Source organism: Thermocaproicibacter melissae, from assembly GCF_024498295.1.
In the GTDB taxonomy this organism is placed as follows: Bacteria; Bacillota; Clostridia; order Oscillospirales; family Acutalibacteraceae; genus Thermocaproicibacter; species Thermocaproicibacter melissae.
In genome coordinates, this window is the sequence record NZ_CP101827.1 from 1681088 (window position 1) to 1699216 (window position 18129).

The following is an 18129-nucleotide window of genomic DNA, read 5'->3' on the forward strand; positions in this document are numbered from 1 at the left end:
GCTCAGTTGCTTTGTCAAATTTATCCCGCGGGAACCGGAGAAGCACAACCGTTCGGAGCAGCGCAATCAATTGCGACGGCAACACAAAGGGCGAGCGGAATATTCGCTTCTTGTGTAACCGTCACAGCGTAACATTCCGACCTGCCCATCCAGCAGCTGCCGTGCGTCATGACGACGGAGGGCTCGGAATGGCCGCGGTGGTCTTCCACAACATCAAACGAACGTGTGAGCAGACTGCCCCGAAAACGCCAGTTCAAGCCTTTGAACTGCACGCTTCTGTGCGGAGCCTGTGTTCTGACCCAGATGCGCAGTCTGCGGGTTCCGCTTACCGCTGTAAAACGGTACATTCCCGGCAGACAGACGCCCGTCAGCTTAGCTGCTGTTCCGCCATCGGGAATATGCAGCGCAAAGTGCGCCCCAACGGACAGATATTCGCCGCACACTTCATACAGCAGCTTGCCGCCTTCGTCCAGAACAGAAAACAGGACCTTCGGCCGCCCGCTCTCCGGTTTAAGATAAAGTTGCACTACCCCCTCTTCCTTTCCTGCGTTCTTAACTGGTGCTATTCTATCATTTTTCCCTTCACGCGGCAAGCGATAATCCCTCCTGCGGGCAATATTTCGCCTGCTACCCGGCGGAAATAAACTATGCTATAATATGGACAACTTCTTGAACGGAGGTACCCCTACGTTATGAAAGCCGTATTCAAGCTCCGCCGGCTTTGGATTTTGCTTACGATTCCGGTTTCATTTGCGCTCATCTTTGCATCTTCGTCCCTCCCGGGCTTTGCGGAAAGCTACGCAGAACGGATTTACCCCTATCTTTCGCGCGGCTTGAATGCTGTCACCTCGCTTGTGCCGTTTTCTCTTGCGGAAATCTTGGTATATTTTCTCATTGCCTTTCTGATTGCGGCTTTTGTTCGCTTTGTTGTCCGCCTGATTCGTTTAAAAGGGAAACGCGGTGAAACGGCAGCGCGCTTTTTGATCAATCTGCTTTGCGGTGCAGGCATCCTGCTTTTTTTGTTTACCATCAACTGCGGAATCAACTATTACCGCAGCACCTTTGCGCAGACATGCGGCCTCACCGTCAAAGAATCGTCCAGCGAGGAACTTATTGAACTGTGCAAATCTCTCGCAGAGGATTCCAATGCCCTTCGTGCCAAAGTGAAAACAGACAGCAATGCCGTCATGCTGCTGCACAAGCGGGACTTTCGGGAAAATGCGGATACGGCGCGCGTTTCATTTGACCGCCTCAGCGCAGAATATCCGCTGCTGTATTCGGGTTACGGCGCCCCGAAACCTGTTTTAGCCTCACTGGCGATGTCCCAGTGCAATATTACAGGAATATTCTTCCCGTTTACCTTTGAAGCAAACGTCAATACCGACGTTCCCGAATATACGATTCCGTTTACTATGTGCCACGAGCTTTCTCATCTGCGCGGCTATATGCGGGAAGATGAGGCGAATTTTATCGCTTACTTAGCCTGCCGCAGCAGCGACGATATTGACTTTCGCTATTCCGGCGCCGCTATGGCGTTCACTTATGCCTCCAACGCTTTGTTTGCAACGGATTCCCAAAAAGCGGCACAAATCTTTTCCACTCTGAGCGAAGGAGTCCGGCGCGACTTGGCGTTCAACAACGAATACTGGAGCCGGTTTACCGGCCCAGCGGCCGATGCGGCAGATTCCATCAATGACAATTATTTGAAAGCCAACAGCCAAAAAGACGGCGTACAGAGTTATGGGCGTATGGTCGACCTGCTGCTGGCACTCCAGCGCGCAGAAAAAGAAGGAAAATAAAAAGGCAGCCGGTTAATCCGGCTGCCTTTCGTTTTACTGGAAAGCAATTTAGTTGTTTGTATCAGGTAGATCGTCCGGCAGATCTACGTCGTCAATGCTGCCGTCAGAAACCTGAATTGAACCCTGGAGACGCGCACCGCTTTCCACGGTGATTGTGGTGGAAGTAACATCGCCGATGATAACTGCGTTGCCCTGCAAATTCACATTCCCCATAACGTGGACATTTCCTTTCAGCTTTCCGTCGAAGGTAAGGCTTCCGCCTTTAATATCGCCGACAATGACCGAATTGCTATCGACAACAATAGAATCCGATGCACTGATATTGCCGCGCACAGTGCAATCCATCAGGTCGACACTGGAACCCTGAACGTCACCGATCTGTTTGCCGTTGATTTTCACCCTTCCGGTCGTTTCGATACTTCCAGAAACAGAACCGTACATCTCAATGTCACCGTCGGACTTGATGTTACCATTAATGACAGTGCCCTTGGAGATAATCGTCGCATTCACGCTGCTTGTTTCAAAATTACGCATATCCTGCTGCGGGATCTGTTTCTGCTGCGAATAATCGCGGCGGAACGGACGGTTCCCGTTCTCAAGACGATCCTCGTTTATTCCCCTCATATCGTACGAATGCTCTTGCATATCCATGTTCTTCACCTTTGCTGAATCCTCCTCATCTTCCGGTCCGTTCCAAATACGCTTAATCATGTGGGTGAAACCTTGATTTTGCGTAGAGAATCCTGTTTCCATACCTATTTGTCCCCTTTTCTCTGGTTAACGGCGAAAATAGCATGAACCATTTTATATATTATACATTAATCCTGTCGCATTTTCCAGTATTTTGCTATTTTTTGTTGAAAATTTCGGGATGCACAAAAAGCTCCCGAAATATTTCGGGAGCTTTTTTCATTCATGCGGTCAGCCGCCAAGGTATGCTTTTTTCACGGATTCGTCGTTCAACAGGTCGGAAGCTTTACCTTCCAGTGTAATGCGCCCCGTTTCAATGACGTAGGCACGGTTTGCGATGGAAAGTGCCATGTTCGCATTCTGCTCAACAAGGAGCACCGTCGTGCCGGACTTGTTGATGTCCTGAATAATGGAGAAAATCTCTTGGACAACAATCGGTGCAAGGCCCATGGACGGTTCGTCCAACAGCAAAATCTTCGGGCGCGACATCAGCGCACGACCCATGGCAAGCATCTGCTGTTCGCCGCCGCTGAGGGTCCCAGCACGTTGTCTGAGGCGCTCCTTCAAGCGCGGAAATCTTGTGAAAACAGACTCGAAGTCTTTCTCAATCTCCGCTTTGTCTTTTCGGCGATATGCGCCGAGCTGCAGATTTTCGGCCACTGTCATGTTGGCGAAAATGCGGCGCCCTTCCGGCACATGGGAAATCCCCAGATAAGGAATTTTATGCGGCGGAATTTTTGTAATGTCCTGCCCTTCAAATTCTATCGTTCCGCTTGAAGGGGTAACAAGCCCGGAAATAGCACGAAGCGTAGAGGTTTTGCCCGCGCCGTTTGCACCGATCAGCGTTACGATTTCGCCTTCGTTGACTTCCATGTTGACATCGCTGAGTGCATGGATTCCGCCATAATAAACATTCAGATTCGTAATCTTAAGCATGGGCAGCCTCCTCACCGAGATAGGCTTCGATTACCTTCGGGTTATTGCGGATTTCCTCCGGGGTACCCTCGGCAATAATTTTCCCGTAATCAAGCACAACGATTTTTTCGCAGACGCCCATAACAAGACGCATGTCGTGTTCAATCAGAAGAATGGCAATGTCAAACTTCTCGCGGATCCAGCGAATCAGATCGCTGAGTTCCTGGGTTTCCTGCGGATTCATACCGGCCGCTGGCTCATCGAGAAGAAGGAGCTTCGGCTGGGTCGCAAGCGCTCTTGCTATTTCAAGGCGGCGCTGCTCCCCGTAAGGAAGGTTGGTGGCCAATTCGTTCTTCTTATCCTCAAGATGGAAAACCTTAAGCAGCTCGAGAGATTTCTCTTCAATCTCTTTTTCTTCCTGAAAATATCTAGGCAGGCGCAGAATCGATTCCGCAAGATTGCATTTTGTTTGGTAAATGTAAGAAATCTTTACGTTTTCAAGCACCGTGAGATTCTTCATCAGACGGATATTCTGAAACGTACGGGCTATGCCCTCGCTGGTAATGTTGTAAGGCCTCATACCGGCGATGGATTTGCCGTTAAACAGAATCTTTCCTCTGGTGGGGCGGTAAACGCCGGTGAGCATGTTGAAAACGGTCGTCTTGCCTGCACCGTTCGGTCCAATCAGACCGCAAATGTCATTTTTCTCCATCTGCATGGAAAAATCCGAGACAGCCATCAGGCCGCCGAACTGGATGGAGATTTTTTGAATGTCAAGCAGCGGCATTCTTCTTGCCCCCTTTGCGGCGGAATGTGTCAACAAGGTCGGAAATCCACGGAATGCGCACTTTCTTGACACGCATAATCATGATAACAATCAGAAGCAGCGGATAGATGACCATGCGGTAATCCTCAAGGAAGCGCAGGGCTTCCGGAAGGATGGTAAGAATCGTCGTCGATGTGATGCAGCCGGCAAAATTACCGCTGCCGCCCAGAACGACATAGATGACTAGGTCAATGGATTTGAAGTAGTTGAAAGAAGTCGGCTCAATGAACATCATCAGGAAGGCATAAAGGCCACCTGCAAATCCCGCAAAGAACGCACCAATTGTAAACGCCATGATTTTGTAGCGTGTTGTATTGATGCCCATTGCCTCCGCCGCAATTTCATCTTCGCGGACAGAAATCATCGCACGGCCTTGCCTGGAATTCACAACATGATAAAGAATCAGGATTGTGACAACCATGGAGAAAAACACTAGGGCAAACGTGGTTTCGCCCGGAATGCCCGTCAAGCCCTGTGCGCCGCCGAGCATAGGAATATTCTGAATCGCAACGACGATGATTTCGCAGAAGCCCAACGTGGTAATGGCAAGGTAGTCGCCCTTTAGACGCAAAGTCGGCAGGCCGATGAGGAAGCCGAACAATGCCGCGATGATGCTTCCGATGATGAGGGATAAAAAGAACGGAACTCCGGCCTGGTTAACAACCGCCGCGCCGTATGCGCCGATTGCCATGAACGCAGAGTGGCCGAGTGTAAGCTGTCCCGTGTAATTAATGACAAGGTTTGCACTGAGTGCCAAAATCACGTTGATGCAGATTGTCATGAGGATGCGTTCTAAGTAAGCGTCGATCACGCCTAGATAGATCAGCAGCGAGAACACACCAAATACTGCTACCGAGGAGGCGAGATAGACGGCAAGTTTCTTCACAAAAGCAGTCATACTCTCACCTACACTTTCTCGCTGACTTTTTTACCAAGCAGCCCGCTCGGTTTGATAATCAGAATGACAATTAGGACGATAAAGCCGATGGCATGGGATAGCGGTGAATACCACGCGGTTACGAAGGTTTCGATGACGCCGAGAACAAGGCCGCCGAGGAACGCACCCGGAATGAGGCCGATGCCGCCGAAGACAGCAGCGGTAAAGGCTTTGATGCCCGGCTGAATTCCCATGTACGGTTCAACGCTGTTATAAAGGATTCCGACCAGCACGCCGGCCGCACCCGCAAGGGCGGAGCCGATGGCGAACGTAGCGGAAATGGTCGCGTCAACATTAATTCCCATCAGCGCGGCGGCATCCTTGTCCGCTGAAGTTGCACGCATAGCTTTGCCGATTTTTGTCTTGTAAATGATAATCTGCAGCAGAAGCATCAGCACAACCGAGGTGAGCAAAATGATGAGATGCAGAGAATCGGTATGCACCGGTCCAATGGCGATAGTCTTCTGCGCAAGGATGTCATGCGGGTAGCTTCTCTGTGCGGCGCCGAAGATGGCATTGAAGGTGTTCTCCAAAAGGAGAGAAACACCCATTGCCGTAATCAGCAATGCTATGTTCGACGCTTTCCGCAGCGGCTTGTAGGCGATTCTCTCAACAAGAACGCCTGCAATTGCCGAACCAACCATGGCGATCAGAAGAGTCGGAATGAACGGCAGGTGAAGATTTATGGATGCAAAAAGGCCTATGTAGGCGCCCACCATGTAAATATCACAGTGGGCGAAATTGATCAGGCCGATAATGCCGTAAACCATGGTATAGCCAAGGGCAATCAATGCGTAGACACTCCCAAGCGAGAGGCCGTTGATCAATTGCTGAAGAATTTCAACTAGACTCAACTTCTTTTCCTCCTATTTCACGCCACAACCGTGCTGGAAAAGCTGCCTCTCCTCCCGGGAAGCATCTTCCTTGATTCAAAGCGCAAGCCGCTTCGCAGGTCAGGCTGAAATCTTCTTATAGAACTGTTTCTTGCCATCCACGGTCTTAATGATGACTGCAGACTTTACAGCGTTGCGGTCACTGTCAAAGCTGATTTTGCCGCAGACAACGCTTCCGTTGTAGCTCTTAAGGGCATTCTTAATTGCGTTGGCATCTGTGCTGCCGGCATTCTTAATGCTTTCGCAGAGGACTTTTCCGGCATCATAGGTCAGAGCCGCAAAGGCATCCGGTTCCGCGTTATACTTAGCCTTGTAATCCTTGATAAACTGAACAACTGCCTCGGAAGTATCGTCAGAAGTATAGTGGTTGGAGAAGTATACGCCGTTTACTGCATCGCCGCCGACGCTGAAGAGCTCCGGTGAGTCAAATCCGTCGCCGCCGATGATGGTAGCGGTGATACCCATGTTGCGAGCTTGGCGAGCAATGACCGCAACGTCGCTGTAGTACTCCGGCAGGAACAGGACATCCGGCTTCTTCGCGGAAATCTTCGTTAGCTGTGCATTGAAGTCTTTGTCGCCTTTGCTATAGGTTTCCGTGTCAACAATTGTACCGGTGAAGCTGTCTTTAAATGCAGTGAAAAGGCCCTTGGAATAGTCGTCACCGTTGTTGTAAAGGACAGCAGCGGTCTTGGCTTTCAGGTCTTCCGTCGCAAACTTCGCCATGACTTTGCCCTGGAACGGATCCGTGAAGCAGGTGCGGAAGATGCAGTCGCCAGCTTTTGTAATGTTGACATCTGTACCGGTTCCGGTAATCATTGGAATGTTGTACTTCTGAGCAATCGGCGCAAAGGAGTTTGCGCAGGTGCTGGTGACCGGGCCGACGATTGCAACGACCTTGTCGCTGTTAATCAACTTCATTCCGCCTGTTGAGGTGGTAGCTGGTTTGCCTTCGTCGTCTACCGAAACGATTTCAATTTTCTTGCCGTTGATGCCTCCGGCATTGTTAATCTGGTCTTCAAGGAGTAGGAGACCTTTCTGGCTGGACTGGCCGTAGGACGAGGCGTCGCCTGTAAGAGGGCCAATGAAACCAATCTTTATGGTGTCTCCGGAACCGCCGCGGGCTGCGGAGCCTACATTATCCTTACAACCAGCGAGCGATGCTACCATAGCCAAGCCGAGAACACACGCTGTAATTTGCTTTTTCAAAATGATTCTTCCTCCTTCTTTTCTTGCACATGCAATTTTATTAAATGAAAAGTGTGCAAAGCAATCCGAAGATTGATTTGCACACTCATGTGCACAATATCAGCGGGCATACATGCTTTAAATCAGTATATTATTGAATGATTTTTAGGTTATTATAAGCTAATTCGTTTGTGCTGTCAACGGATTTCTTTAAGATTGCAACGATTTAATGTGTAAAATTTTTTTGCAAGTTTTAAATGATTTTTCGTCATTTTCTGCAAAATTGCACTGCAAGCAAAATGAGGAAAATTTCTCCAAAAGTCTGCCCTTAGATTAGGAAGAATTTTTTCAGAATGTAATGGTTCTCGGTTCGCCCGTCATGGAATAAAACACAGCGACGGCGTCCTTCAAGTAAAGCGTTTGGGTGTTGCCGTCGCCGGCCCGATATTGTTGCCTCAAACTGGGGTATGCATTTAGCATGGACTCCTGTGCTTCTATGCTGTTATCCTCTACAAGCGTTGCGGAAACACGAAGCCATGTTTCACCGTCATAGGCGCAAAGCTCCACTCTCGGATTGGCTGCAATCTGTTTGGAAACCTGCTTGGCCTTTCCGGTCAGCAGATACAGCTTTCCATTATAAATGTTTACGGCGCCAAACGGACGTACCCGGGGCTGGTCTCCTTCTTCAGTCGCTAAGAAAAAGACCTGGCATTTTTTTAAGAACTCATAAACCTCTTCCATTGTTCCCTCTCCATCTCCGATTTTGTCCCACAGCTGGCAGATGCCGGAACAAGCGAATTTTGGTTGCTACTGTGAATCCCACTGATTGAAGTTTCTTGAAAATATTATAATAGGCCTAACAAACTGTGTAAAGAACAAGTTACAATGTTTTACGTACTTTTTCCAAGAAAAGCAAGATGCTTTGGCAAGAGGCACTTTTTTCCGCCGAACGGGCTATCCAGCCCTCAAATGGGAATGCAATTCACACAAGCCGAAATGAGTCTTTTATTTTCGTGCCTTGATTGATTTTATGCCTTTTCAAAACTTTCGAGTCCGAACAGGGCTGCACCCACTGCGCCGACAATCTCTGGGTCTTTGCACAGGAACAGCTTTGCTCCGAGCTTTTCCTCCACTGCCTGAACAACGCCCTGATTTTTTGCCACGCCGCCCGTCATCATATAAGTGGGTTCCCCGCCCACACGGCTGAGCAAAGAGCAGGCCTTTCCGGCGATCGCGCGGTGCACGCCCTTCGCAATGTCGGCCTTTTCCTTGTTCTGCGCGATGAGGGAGATTACCTCCGACTCGGCGAAAACCGTGCACATGGAGCTGATTTCAACCGTTTCCTGCGATTTCAGAGAAACAGGGCCAAGCTCGGAAATATCAAGTTCTAGCGTTCGTGCCATCGCCTCCAGAAAACGCCCCGTGCCGGCTGCACACTTGTCGTTCATGACGAAATCCTCAACCTCACCCGTTTCGCTCAAACGGATTGCTTTGGAGTCCTGCCCGCCGATATCGAGAATCGTGCGCACATGGGGGCAGAAGTAGCGTGCTCCCTTGGCGTGGCATGAAATCTCCGTCACGCTTTTATCGGCAAACGGAATGGAAACGCGTCCGTAACCGGTGGAAACAATCATACTCACATCGGTTCGCGCGATTCCCGCTTTTTTCAAAACATCATTCAGAATCTTTTCCGCGGAAACACTTGTTTTGGCACCGGTGCGGATGCTTCCAGAGGCGAGAATTTCCTTCTTTTCATTCATCACAACGGCATTCGTGCTTGTCGAGCCGCTGTCAATGCCAACGACTGTCACGCTGTTCTCTCCCCTCTGCTTCTGTTTTTCGTCCACCGGCTTGATTCCTTTTGCGGCGGCAAGCGATTCCAAAAATGCTTCCACTCGCGTGCGAATCTGGCCTGCGCACTGTGGCGTTGTGTCCGTCTCGATTTTCAGCAGCGGAACCGAGATTCGGCGGTGCAGCGTTGAATACTCATAAGAATAAATGTCGCAGAACTTCACGGTGTGGTAAATCACCCCGTCAGTCTGGGAAACAACCTCATCAATGTGCCGCTGCCTTGCGGATATATCGCCCATGCGTAAACAGGGCATTTGTTTTAATAGCTGCTTTGTATAATTCAGAATCAGGTCTTCCCCTTCCGCAGGGGGAGAAAATTCGCGCTCCGCCCCCGCGCAGGTGAGGTCGGCAACGATTTTAACCCCGCAGTTCTGCATCAGATTCCGAAGTCCGTTGCTGCAGCGGTTGCCCACTAAAGCGATACGCAAAACATTCGGGTCGTTCGGCTCGTACTCCGGATGGCGGTATTGAGAATTGCAGAGCATGATTTCGCGAAGAACATTCTCGTCAAACTGCCTGCCTGAAAAAGCGGCATAAGCTTCCATCATTTTCCGAATCTGCCCGGCATAGAGCCCTGCGGCCGCGTCAGACGCAAAGCGCGGAAGGTCCAGCATGAAAAGAAACTTTTTCGGATAGCGGGCGCGGAGGACATCATATAGTCTGCGAACGGAATCGCAGCAGGATGTCAAGACAAAGCCCTCATAATCCTTTCCTGCCGCATCTTCGAGAACACTTTTGACGTAGGAACAGATGTTTGGATACAGCAGCGTATCCGCAAGGTTGAAGTCATTGACCGACGGCTCCATCAGAACGGGGTCGGCTCCCATCGCGCGAAGCACCTCAACCGGGGTGTATTTACAGACATAGCCGATCATTCTGTCGCCTCCTGACCACGGTTCAGCATTTCGAGAAACGCCTCAAAGCGGGTTCGAATCTGCCCGTCATGGTTGTTACGCCGGTCCACGGAATCGCCGTGGAGAATCAGCATGGGGATACCTGCCTTGCGCATTTCCTCCTTGAGCAGAATCGCGCCGCCTGCGGACTGTTTGCAGCCCCAGTGGCAGAATTCAACCGCCGCATCGCACTGGTACTCTTTTGCATATTTCACGCAAGCCTGCGCTTTGCGCTCAAAGCTGCCGTTATAAATGTTGCAAATCATTTTCCTTGCGAGTGCTTCCAGCGGATGTGTCTCATCCATCTCTTCCATATAATCGAGGTTAAAGTCGTCGCAGACGATGGAACACTTATCATTATAATTCAGATAAGACTGCAAGGTCGGCTGAGAATACGGGGTCGTGTGCACCCAAAACAGACGCTTCCCCGTATCCGGAGGATATGTCCCGATTTCTTCGTCGAGCATTCGGAAAAAGTCCAGCACCCACTGAGAACCGATGTTCAAATGCGTGGCAAGAAGCAGAAACAGGACCAGAGTCATCGTATTGGGGTAACTGTGGCTGATTCGTTTCTTGAGGGCGCTGGAAAAATGCGCTTTCGACTCATTTTCTCGGTGAATGGTTTCGCGCAGGGCGTCTTCACTGTATTTTCTGCCCGTCGCGTTTTCCAGCACCTGAATCAGGCTGCGGAGCTGTTCCACAACATAGCGTTCTGCCTCGGGAGACCAGTTCTGCGGAATATCCAGAATAAAATTCTTGACACCGAACCGCTGTTCCATATAGCGGAAAGTGCCGATGTTTCCATCGCATGTCACGGATGTCGTAACGCCCAGCCGAGGCAGAGGAAGAACGCCGGACTCAACCGCCCCGATGAAGTTTTTGTGGTAAGAGCAAAGCGTTGAGGAAATGCCCACATCTTCCGCACGGTCAATGAAGTAATCCTCCAGCCAAAAGCCGGAAAGGTAAGAGGCCAAACACTCTACGGAGACGCAGGACAAGCCGAATGTCTGCAGCAGCTCCGTCGGAGCGAAAATATTCGTCCAGGCGTAAGTTTCCGGGTGGCTGAGCGCATCCGCTACCACGCCTACCGCTTTCGAATTGAGAAAGCGGTACGCTTTCGGCATCTTTTTCTCGGCAAAATGGGCACAGCGAAACGATTCCAGATAAAGTCCGGTCCGAATCATGGCACTGGCAGTCTTTGGCTTGTCCGCAATCTGCCTGCGGACGACGTTGCCGTATGTTCTTGCAACATTCATTGCGCCGGCGCCCCCTATCATTGAGTAATAAAACTGCACGTTAATAAAAGAAAGGGCGGTATGAAATCTTCATACCGCCCGCGCGTTCTGAAAACTACTGCGCAACTTTCTCTGCAGCGACTTTCTCCGGATGACTTGTTTCCCACAAATGCTGGGCGCAGGGCTGCCAATTCTTCGCGTACTCCGTGCACTTGCCGCAGAGATGTTCGCAGGATTCCGGACTCAGCAGGTCTGTGCTGACTGCTCCAGTCTGGTGGACCAATTCAACCAGCTTCTCCGGATTCTCGAGCATCGGGCACGGACGAAGCATATTGTCGTTGAACGGCTGATTCTTCTGGTAAGCGAGGAACAACGGCTGGCGCAGGCAGTCGATCCAGCTCATGTTGTGGATATTCGCGCTCGAATAGTGAATAAAGACGCACGGCTCAACGTCGCCGTTCGCGTTGACGTGGCAGTAATATTTTCCGCCGGCGATGCATCCGCCGACAAATTCACCGTCGTTCTGGAAGTCGATGGTGAAAATCGGCTTGCCGCCTTCCCAGTCGCGAATCTCACGAATACGATGATACATATATTCACGCTGTTCCGGAGTCAGCAGAAGCTCAGTGGAAGCGTCGTTGCCGACCGGCATATAGTGGAAATACCAGCTGAACAGAACGCCCTTTGAAATGAGGAAATCTAAGAACTCGTCGCTGGTAACATCTTTGTAGTTTACAGAAGTGTAGCAGATTGATGTGCCGTAGACAAGGCCATAGCTATGTAGCTTATCCATAGCTGCCATGACGCGTTTAAAGGTGCCTTTTCCGCGGCGGCTGTCTGTCGCTTCTTCAAAGCCTTCAATCGAGAGAGACAGCCAGATATTCCCGAGGCGCTTCATATCCTGGCAGAAAGCGTCGTCAATCAGGGTTCCGTTGGTGAAGAGCATGAACGCACAGTCTCTATGCTTCTCGGCAAGCTTCACAATGTCTGCCTTGCGCACCATGGGTTCGCCGCCGGTCATAAAGAAGTTGTGAGTTCCAAGTTCCTTGGCTTGAGACACAAGACTGTCCATATCTTCAAAGCTCAAGTTCAGCGTTTTCCCGTATTCCGCTGCCCAGCAGCCGGTGCAGTGCAGGTTGCAGGCACTGGTGGGGTCAAACAGAACAATATACGGAATGCTGCAGCCGTATTTTTCTGCATTTTTCTGGGTATCGCGGAATCCGCGGAAACCGCCTTCGTAACCGGCATTCAGCATCAATGTTTTCAGAACAAAAGGATCGACTGTGTCAAGGATATGGCTCAGCTGACGTGACCACTTACTGTCGGTTCCTAAGAACTTACGCAGCGATTCGTAAGCCTGCGGTGACCAGACATCGCCTAAGACTTTTTCAATTGCATTAACGACCTGAACAAAACCTTTGGTACGATCTTTCTTGGCGTATTTCATAACGCCGTCCAGAACCAGTTCAAATGCCTTGCGCTCAGCGGCATGTGCAATTTTATTCTGCATAATTCCTTCCTCCTTATGGCGATTGTCACGTGCCTATTAATTTTCAGTATAATATTTACAGTGACAAAAGTCAATGAGACATTTTCCACATTTTGTATAGAATTTTGGAGATAACCGGCAATATTTCTGCTTATCTGGACATTTTCAACCAGTTTTTGTATACTGACCAAAGAACATATCACAGGAGGCTTCTAAATGAAAAAATTCTGGTCAGAATTTCGCAGTTTCGCGATGAAGGGCAGCATGATCGACCTAGCCATCGGCGTCATCATCGGCGGCGCTTTCAGCACCGTTGTTTCTTCGCTCGTGAACGATATCATCTCTCCGCTCCTTAGTATTGTCATCGGGCGCATCAATATTTCCGATTTAAAACTGACCATCACCTCCATTCCGGGAACGAAGGATATTGTGCTGAATTACGGTATCTTCCTACAGAACCTGCTGAATTTCTTTATGGTGGCTCTTTCCATTTTTATCGTCATCCGCGCCGTTAACCGGATTCGCGAGAAAATTCCTGTTTTAAGCGACATTAAGCCCCCGGAAACTCCGGCCAAGCTGACGAAAACAGAAGAGCTGCTCACGGAAATACGCGACCTGTTAAAGTCGAAGGAAAACTGATTGCCCGCTTTTTTTGTCAGCTACCGCGCTCCCAACTGTTTTCCACGAATTCAGACATAATTCTCAAAAATATTGCTTATGTTTCCAAATTGTTGATTGTTATTCCTTATTTTGCTATAATGGTTATATATTTCACAGCAGCCATTCTCTGCTAATTTGAGAGTATGGGGATCGTGGAAAAATATTCGGGAGGAAGCGTATGATTCGCTGCATTCTCGTCGACTTTGCCATTCTGGTCAGTTGCCTCTACGCGTCGTTTTTGACTTTTCGGCTAAACAAAAAGGGACGCCGCTTTTTCAAGCGGTATCCACGCATCTTCAAAGGGCTGTTCGGCTTGTTCTGCGGCGTTTCCGGTGTTCTCCTTGCGCTTTTTCCCATCTCAATTAACGGAACCACCTTCGATGTTGGGTGTATTTTTCTGCTGTATGCGGGCATATACGGCGGAGCGGTTCCGCTGGCTTTCTGCTCGGTTGTGCTGATTCTGTGCATTGTCTTTACGCATGGGTTTTCCATTGCGACGGCTTTGGGCATCGTCAGCGTCCTTCTGATGGCTGGTATCGTGATTCTGGCAAACCGAATCAAGCTGAGCGATTGCAAGAAATGGTTTCTCTGCACCGTTTGCTTTCTGCCGGCTTCTCTGCTCGGTTTTTTACCTGCGGAAAATTCTTTCCTCACTTTCACATCCTTTGCATTATGTTTTCTTCTCTTTTCGGCGTTTTGCTATTGCATTGCCAACACACAGCAAAAGTTAGATGTGCTTTTACAGCGTCTGCACCGAGAATCCACACGGGACTATCTGACCGGCCTGAATAACGTGCGCCGGTTCGACGAAATGTTCAACCTCGCCGTGCGAAACTCAAGAAGGCTGAATCAAAGCCTGTCTCTGCTGATGTGCGATATTGATTTTTTCAAGAAAATCAATGACCAATACGGTCACCAGAACGGCGACGCGATACTCGTTCAGTTCAGCTGGATTTTACAGCGGGATTTTCCGCACTGCGTTCTTTCGCGCAACGGCGGCGAAGAATTTACAATAATTCTGCGAAACTGCGACGAGATGCAGGCGCTCGCGGCGGCGGAGCAGTTTCGCATGGACATTGAACGCAGCCACTTTGCGCTTGTGGACGGCGGCTTCATCCACATTACGGTTTCGATTGGCGTTGCCTCATGCTGCCCCGGCGAAGGCGACGAGCGATTATTGGAACGGGCTGACATGGCTCTTTACACGGCAAAACGAGGCGGACGCAACAAAGTTTCCATTTTCCGCTGTGGCAAGTACTCCCCTGAACTCTACAAGCACTCCCCCGAAGTCTAACGGAACAAAAAATCTTACAAGAAATCGCCACTTTCTGAAAAAAAGCTTGACTTCGCTTGGAAAATCAAATATAATAATAAAGCTGTCTGCCGCGACAGCCAAGAAAATGCGCTCGTAGCTCAGCTGGATAGAGTGTTTGACTACGAATCAAAAGGTCGGGGGTTCGAATCCCTCCGGGCGCACCAAACTAAAAACCCGCATGAACGCTGAAAATCTAGTATTCATGCGGGTTTTTCGTATTTTTAGGCTCGTGTTCTTGTTAACAAAACGTAAACAGAAAATGAAATAAAATTAACAAAATGTAAACAAAAATTATATAAAAAGGGACATAGAGGGGACAATGAGGGGATATAAATTTCTTGGTGCTGTACGATGGCACCTGCGGCAAAACAGCTAACAGGGAAGATGATTCGATATAAAATTTTGATTGTTCTTTTTTGTTAATAAAATTTCAATATTAATTTATAAAATGGGATATACATTGGGAGTGAACTCTAGCAGAAAGCGCATAAAATGATGGTTTTGAGCATTGATGCTTCCCTGCAAATGAGTATGGAAAGCCTAGTGTTATAATTTTTTATCCAGGAGGAGACAGGTTTATGGAGAACTTTACTTTCTACGCACCTACTTATTTCGCCTTTGGAAAAGGCAGCGAAGAAAATGTGGGTGCTTTGGTGGAACGTTTCGGGGGGAAAAAGGTACTGATTCATTACGGCGGCGGATCTGCCATTCGCAGCGGATTAATGGACAAGGTGATTGCTTCCCTGAAATCCCGCAACATTTCTTATATAGAACTGGGAGGCGTCAAACCGAATCCGAGAAGCGGACTTGTCTATCAGGGAATTGATCTTTGCCGCAAAGAGAACGTCGATTTTATTCTGGCCGTCGGCGGCGGCAGTGTAATCGACTCTGCCAAAGCAATTGCTGCCGGCGTGGTCTATGAAGGCGATTTCTGGGACTATTACAAAACCGGAAAGCCGGTTGACAAAGCTCTTCCGGTCGGCACCGTGCTGACCATTGCAGCAGCCGGAAGCGAAGGTTCTCCCGACTCTGTTATCACGCACGAAGACGGCATGTATAAACTCGGCGCTTCCGGTGAAGCACTGCGCCCGAAGTTTTCTGTTTTGAACCCAGAGTACACTTGCTCGCTCCCTGCTTATCAAACCGCCTGCGGTATTACCGACATTATGGCACATGTGTGCGAGCGGTATTTTACCAACACAAAGAACGTGGAGATTACCGACCGCCTTTGCGAGGGAATTCTGAAGGCAATGATTGAGGAGTCCCCAAAGGTCATCAAGAATCTGCACGATTATGAAGCCCGCGCAAACATCATGTGGGCCGGAATGGTCGCCCACAACAATATCTGCGGTGTCGGCCGCGGGCAGGATTGGAGCAGCCATTGCCTCGAACATGAGCTTTCCGCTCTTTACGATGTGGCACACGGCGCAGGTCTGGCGGTTATGATGCCTGCTTGGATGAAATATGTCATGAAGCACGACATTAACCGCTTTGCGCAGTTTGCTGTCCGCGTTTGGGACTGCGACATGAACTTCGCGAACCCGGAAATCACGGCTGAGGAAGGAATTAACCGCTTCCGCGCTTTCCTGCAATCCATCGGCATGCCCACAAACTTCAAGGAATTGGGCGCCAAAGAAGAGGATATTCCTAAGATGGTGCGCCATATGGGTGTTACGAATGAAAATCCGATCGGCGGATTTATGAAGCTTGGCCCGGAAGATGTTAAAGCCATCTATCGTTTGGCTTTATAAGTATCGTTCCGCGCAAGCCAAATCTGCTTCTTTACTTAGTCCACGTGAAAAGGCCGAGCATTTTGCTCGGCCTTTTTTAACTTTCCTTTTCGATTGCTCGATTCGCCATGCGATAAAAAATCGCCGCTTCCAAGTAGGGAGCGGCGATTTTCATAAAGCTCAAAGCAATTACTCGATAATGCTCTTGCCTGTCATTTCTGGCGGCTGAGGCAAACCGAGGATCTTCAGCATGGTAGGTGCGATATCCGCGAGTCTGCCGCCTTCGCGGAGCTTGCACGGATAACCAACCACGCAGAACGGAACCGGGTTCGTAGTATGCGCGGTAAACGGAGAACCGTCAGCATCGACCATTTGTTCCGCGTTGCCGTGGTCCGCGGTAATCAGAGCGGTACCGCCGCGGGCAAGGATTGCGTCCACAACTTTGCCGACGCAGGTGTCGACGGCTTCCACCGCAGCGCGAGCAGCCTCAAAGACACCCGTATGGCCAACCATGTCGCAGTTTGCATAATTCAAAATGATAACATCGTACTTGTCGCTTTCAATCCTCTTGAGTAGTTCGTCGGTGACAAGATAGGCGCTCATTTCCGGCTGAAGGTCGTAAGTTGCAACCTTCGGCGAATTAATCAGGACACGGTCTTCACCCGGATAAACCGTTTCAACACCGCCGTTAAAGAAGAACGTCACATGCGCGTACTTCTCGGTTTCCGCGATGCGAAGCTGCTTGAGGCCCTTACCCGAAATATACTCGGCAAAGGTATTCTTCAGCGTTTCAGGGCCAAAGGCAACGCTTACGTTCGGCATAGTCGCATCGTACTGCGTCATGCAGACGAAATTCAGCGGGAAGAAACCGTTTCTGCGCTCAAAGCCCTTGAAATCCGGGTCAACGAGCGTGCGGGTGATTTCACGGGCACGGTCGGGACGGAAATTGTAGAAGATAACAGAATCGCCCGGCTGAACCGTTGCATTCTTCAAGCATACGGCAGGAACCACGAATTCGTCGGTAACGCCGGCAGCATAGGAATCCTTCACGGCCTGAACCGGATCAGAAGCCTGCACGCCTTCGCCGAAAACCATCGCATCGTATGCTTTGCCAACGCGCTCCCAGCGGTTGTCGCGGTCCATTGCATAATAACGGCCCATGACGGTCGAAATTTCACCGATGCCGATTTCTTTCATCTTGGCGACACATTCCGCAACATAATCAACGCCAGAAGTCGGCGGGACATCGCGTCCGTCGAGGAACGCGTGAACATATACTTTCTTGCAGCCGCGCTGTTTTGCGAGCTTCAGAAGAGCATACAGGTGAGAATTGTGGCTGTGCACGCCGCCGTCGGAGAGGAGGCCCATCAGGTGCAGGGCTTTGCCGTTCTTCGCGGCATTGTCGACGGCTGCAACAAGAGCCGAGTTCTCGAAGAAATCGCCATCTTCAATGGACTTTGTAATGCGGGTCAGGTCCTGATATACGATGCGGCCTGCGCCGATATTGGTGTGGCCGACCTCGGAGTTGCCCATCTGACCGTCCGGAAGGCCGACGTTAAGACCGGACGCACCGATCTGGGTGATGGGGTTCTCCGCGAAAAGGCGGTCCAGATTCGGCGTTTTTGCTGCCTTGATGGCATTCCCCTTATCAGGTCCGATGCCAAATCCGTCCATAATAATTAGAATCAATGGTTTTTTCATTTACATAGCT

16 protein-coding genes and 1 tRNA gene are annotated in these 18129 nt (G+C 49.9%); 5 read left to right on the forward strand and 12 right to left on the reverse strand.

Annotated elements, in window-relative coordinates; genetic code table 11:
- Positions 1–20: 20 nt before the first annotated feature.
- On the reverse strand, positions 21–527 hold the full coding sequence (locus NOG13_RS08160) for an LURP-one-related/scramblase family protein (RefSeq protein WP_283110069.1): 507 nt from the start codon (positions 525–527) through the stop codon (positions 21–23).
- Between the two features lie 165 nt (positions 528–692).
- Between NOG13_RS08160 and NOG13_RS08165 the strand changes: the two genes are divergently transcribed.
- Positions 693–1799, forward strand: a complete 1107-nt coding sequence (locus NOG13_RS08165; protein ID WP_283110070.1) for a DUF3810 domain-containing protein — start codon at positions 693–695, stop codon at positions 1797–1799.
- Positions 1800–1847: 48 nt separating this feature from the next.
- On the opposite strand, the gene NOG13_RS08170 is transcribed toward NOG13_RS08165, so the two are convergent.
- The 10 genes from NOG13_RS08170 to NOG13_RS08215 form a co-directional block, all read right to left on the reverse strand.
- The gene (locus NOG13_RS08170) at positions 1848–2552 is read right to left on the reverse strand and encodes a bactofilin family protein (protein ID WP_283110071.1); all 705 of its coding nucleotides are present in this window, start codon (positions 2550–2552) and stop codon (positions 1848–1850) included.
- A 168-nt stretch (positions 2553–2720) separates the two neighbouring features.
- Positions 2721–3425 (reverse strand): ABC transporter ATP-binding protein, encoded by a 705-nt coding sequence (locus tag NOG13_RS08175; protein ID WP_283110072.1) that lies wholly within the window; start codon positions 3423–3425, stop codon positions 2721–2723.
- On the reverse strand, positions 3418–4191 hold the full coding sequence (locus tag NOG13_RS08180) for an ABC transporter ATP-binding protein (protein ID WP_283110073.1): 774 nt from the start codon (positions 4189–4191) through the stop codon (positions 3418–3420). Before NOG13_RS08180 ends, NOG13_RS08175 begins: the two co-directional genes overlap by 8 nt.
- Positions 4178–5128, reverse strand: a complete 951-nt coding sequence (locus NOG13_RS08185) for a branched-chain amino acid ABC transporter permease (RefSeq protein WP_283110074.1) — start codon at positions 5126–5128, stop codon at positions 4178–4180. Before NOG13_RS08185 ends, NOG13_RS08180 begins: the two co-directional genes overlap by 14 nt.
- Before the next feature lie 8 nt (positions 5129–5136).
- Positions 5137–6021, reverse strand: coding sequence for a branched-chain amino acid ABC transporter permease (locus NOG13_RS08190; protein WP_283110075.1), 885 nt, complete (start codon positions 6019–6021; stop codon positions 5137–5139).
- 99 nt (positions 6022–6120) lie between these two features.
- Positions 6121–7266, reverse strand: coding sequence for an ABC transporter substrate-binding protein (locus NOG13_RS08195; RefSeq protein ID WP_283110076.1), 1146 nt, complete (start codon positions 7264–7266; stop codon positions 6121–6123).
- Between the two features lie 327 nt (positions 7267–7593).
- Positions 7594–7986: a pyridoxamine 5'-phosphate oxidase family protein gene (locus NOG13_RS08200; RefSeq protein ID WP_283110077.1), complete on the reverse strand. Its 393-nt coding sequence runs from the start codon at positions 7984–7986 to the stop codon at positions 7594–7596.
- A 287-nt stretch (positions 7987–8273) separates the two neighbouring features.
- Complete coding sequence (locus tag NOG13_RS08205; protein ID WP_283110078.1) at positions 8274–9971, reverse strand: acyl-CoA dehydratase activase; 1698 nt, start codon at positions 9969–9971, stop codon at positions 8274–8276.
- Positions 9968–11245 carry a 2-hydroxyacyl-CoA dehydratase subunit D gene (locus NOG13_RS08210; RefSeq protein ID WP_283110079.1) on the reverse strand — a complete coding sequence of 426 codons (1278 nt, stop codon included), beginning with the start codon at positions 11243–11245 and terminating at the stop codon, positions 9968–9970. Before NOG13_RS08210 ends, NOG13_RS08205 begins: the two co-directional genes overlap by 4 nt.
- 94 nt (positions 11246–11339) lie before the next feature.
- Positions 11340–12734, reverse strand: a complete 1395-nt coding sequence (locus NOG13_RS08215; protein WP_283110080.1) for a radical SAM/SPASM domain-containing protein — start codon at positions 12732–12734, stop codon at positions 11340–11342.
- A gap of 195 nt (positions 12735–12929) precedes the next feature.
- Between NOG13_RS08215 and mscL the strand changes: the two genes are divergently transcribed.
- From mscL to NOG13_RS08235, 4 genes are all read left to right on the forward strand, one after another.
- The gene (mscL, locus tag NOG13_RS08220; RefSeq protein ID WP_283110081.1) at positions 12930–13352 is read left to right on the forward strand and encodes a large-conductance mechanosensitive channel protein MscL; all 423 of its coding nucleotides are present in this window, start codon (positions 12930–12932) and stop codon (positions 13350–13352) included.
- Positions 13353–13551: 199 nt separating this feature from the next.
- Positions 13552–14667, forward strand: a complete 1116-nt coding sequence (locus NOG13_RS08225; protein WP_283110082.1) for a GGDEF domain-containing protein — start codon at positions 13552–13554, stop codon at positions 14665–14667.
- Positions 14668–14775: 108 nt separating this feature from the next.
- Positions 14776–14852, forward strand: a tRNA-Arg gene (locus tag NOG13_RS08230).
- A gap of 414 nt (positions 14853–15266) precedes the next feature.
- Complete coding sequence (locus NOG13_RS08235; protein ID WP_283110083.1) at positions 15267–16439, forward strand: iron-containing alcohol dehydrogenase; 1173 nt, start codon at positions 15267–15269, stop codon at positions 16437–16439.
- 168 nt (positions 16440–16607) lie between these two features.
- On the opposite strand, the gene gpmI is transcribed toward NOG13_RS08235, so the two are convergent.
- Positions 16608–18119, reverse strand: a complete 1512-nt coding sequence (gene gpmI, locus NOG13_RS08240; protein WP_283110084.1) for a 2,3-bisphosphoglycerate-independent phosphoglycerate mutase — start codon at positions 18117–18119, stop codon at positions 16608–16610.
- Between the last annotated feature and the right edge of the window lie 10 nt (positions 18120–18129).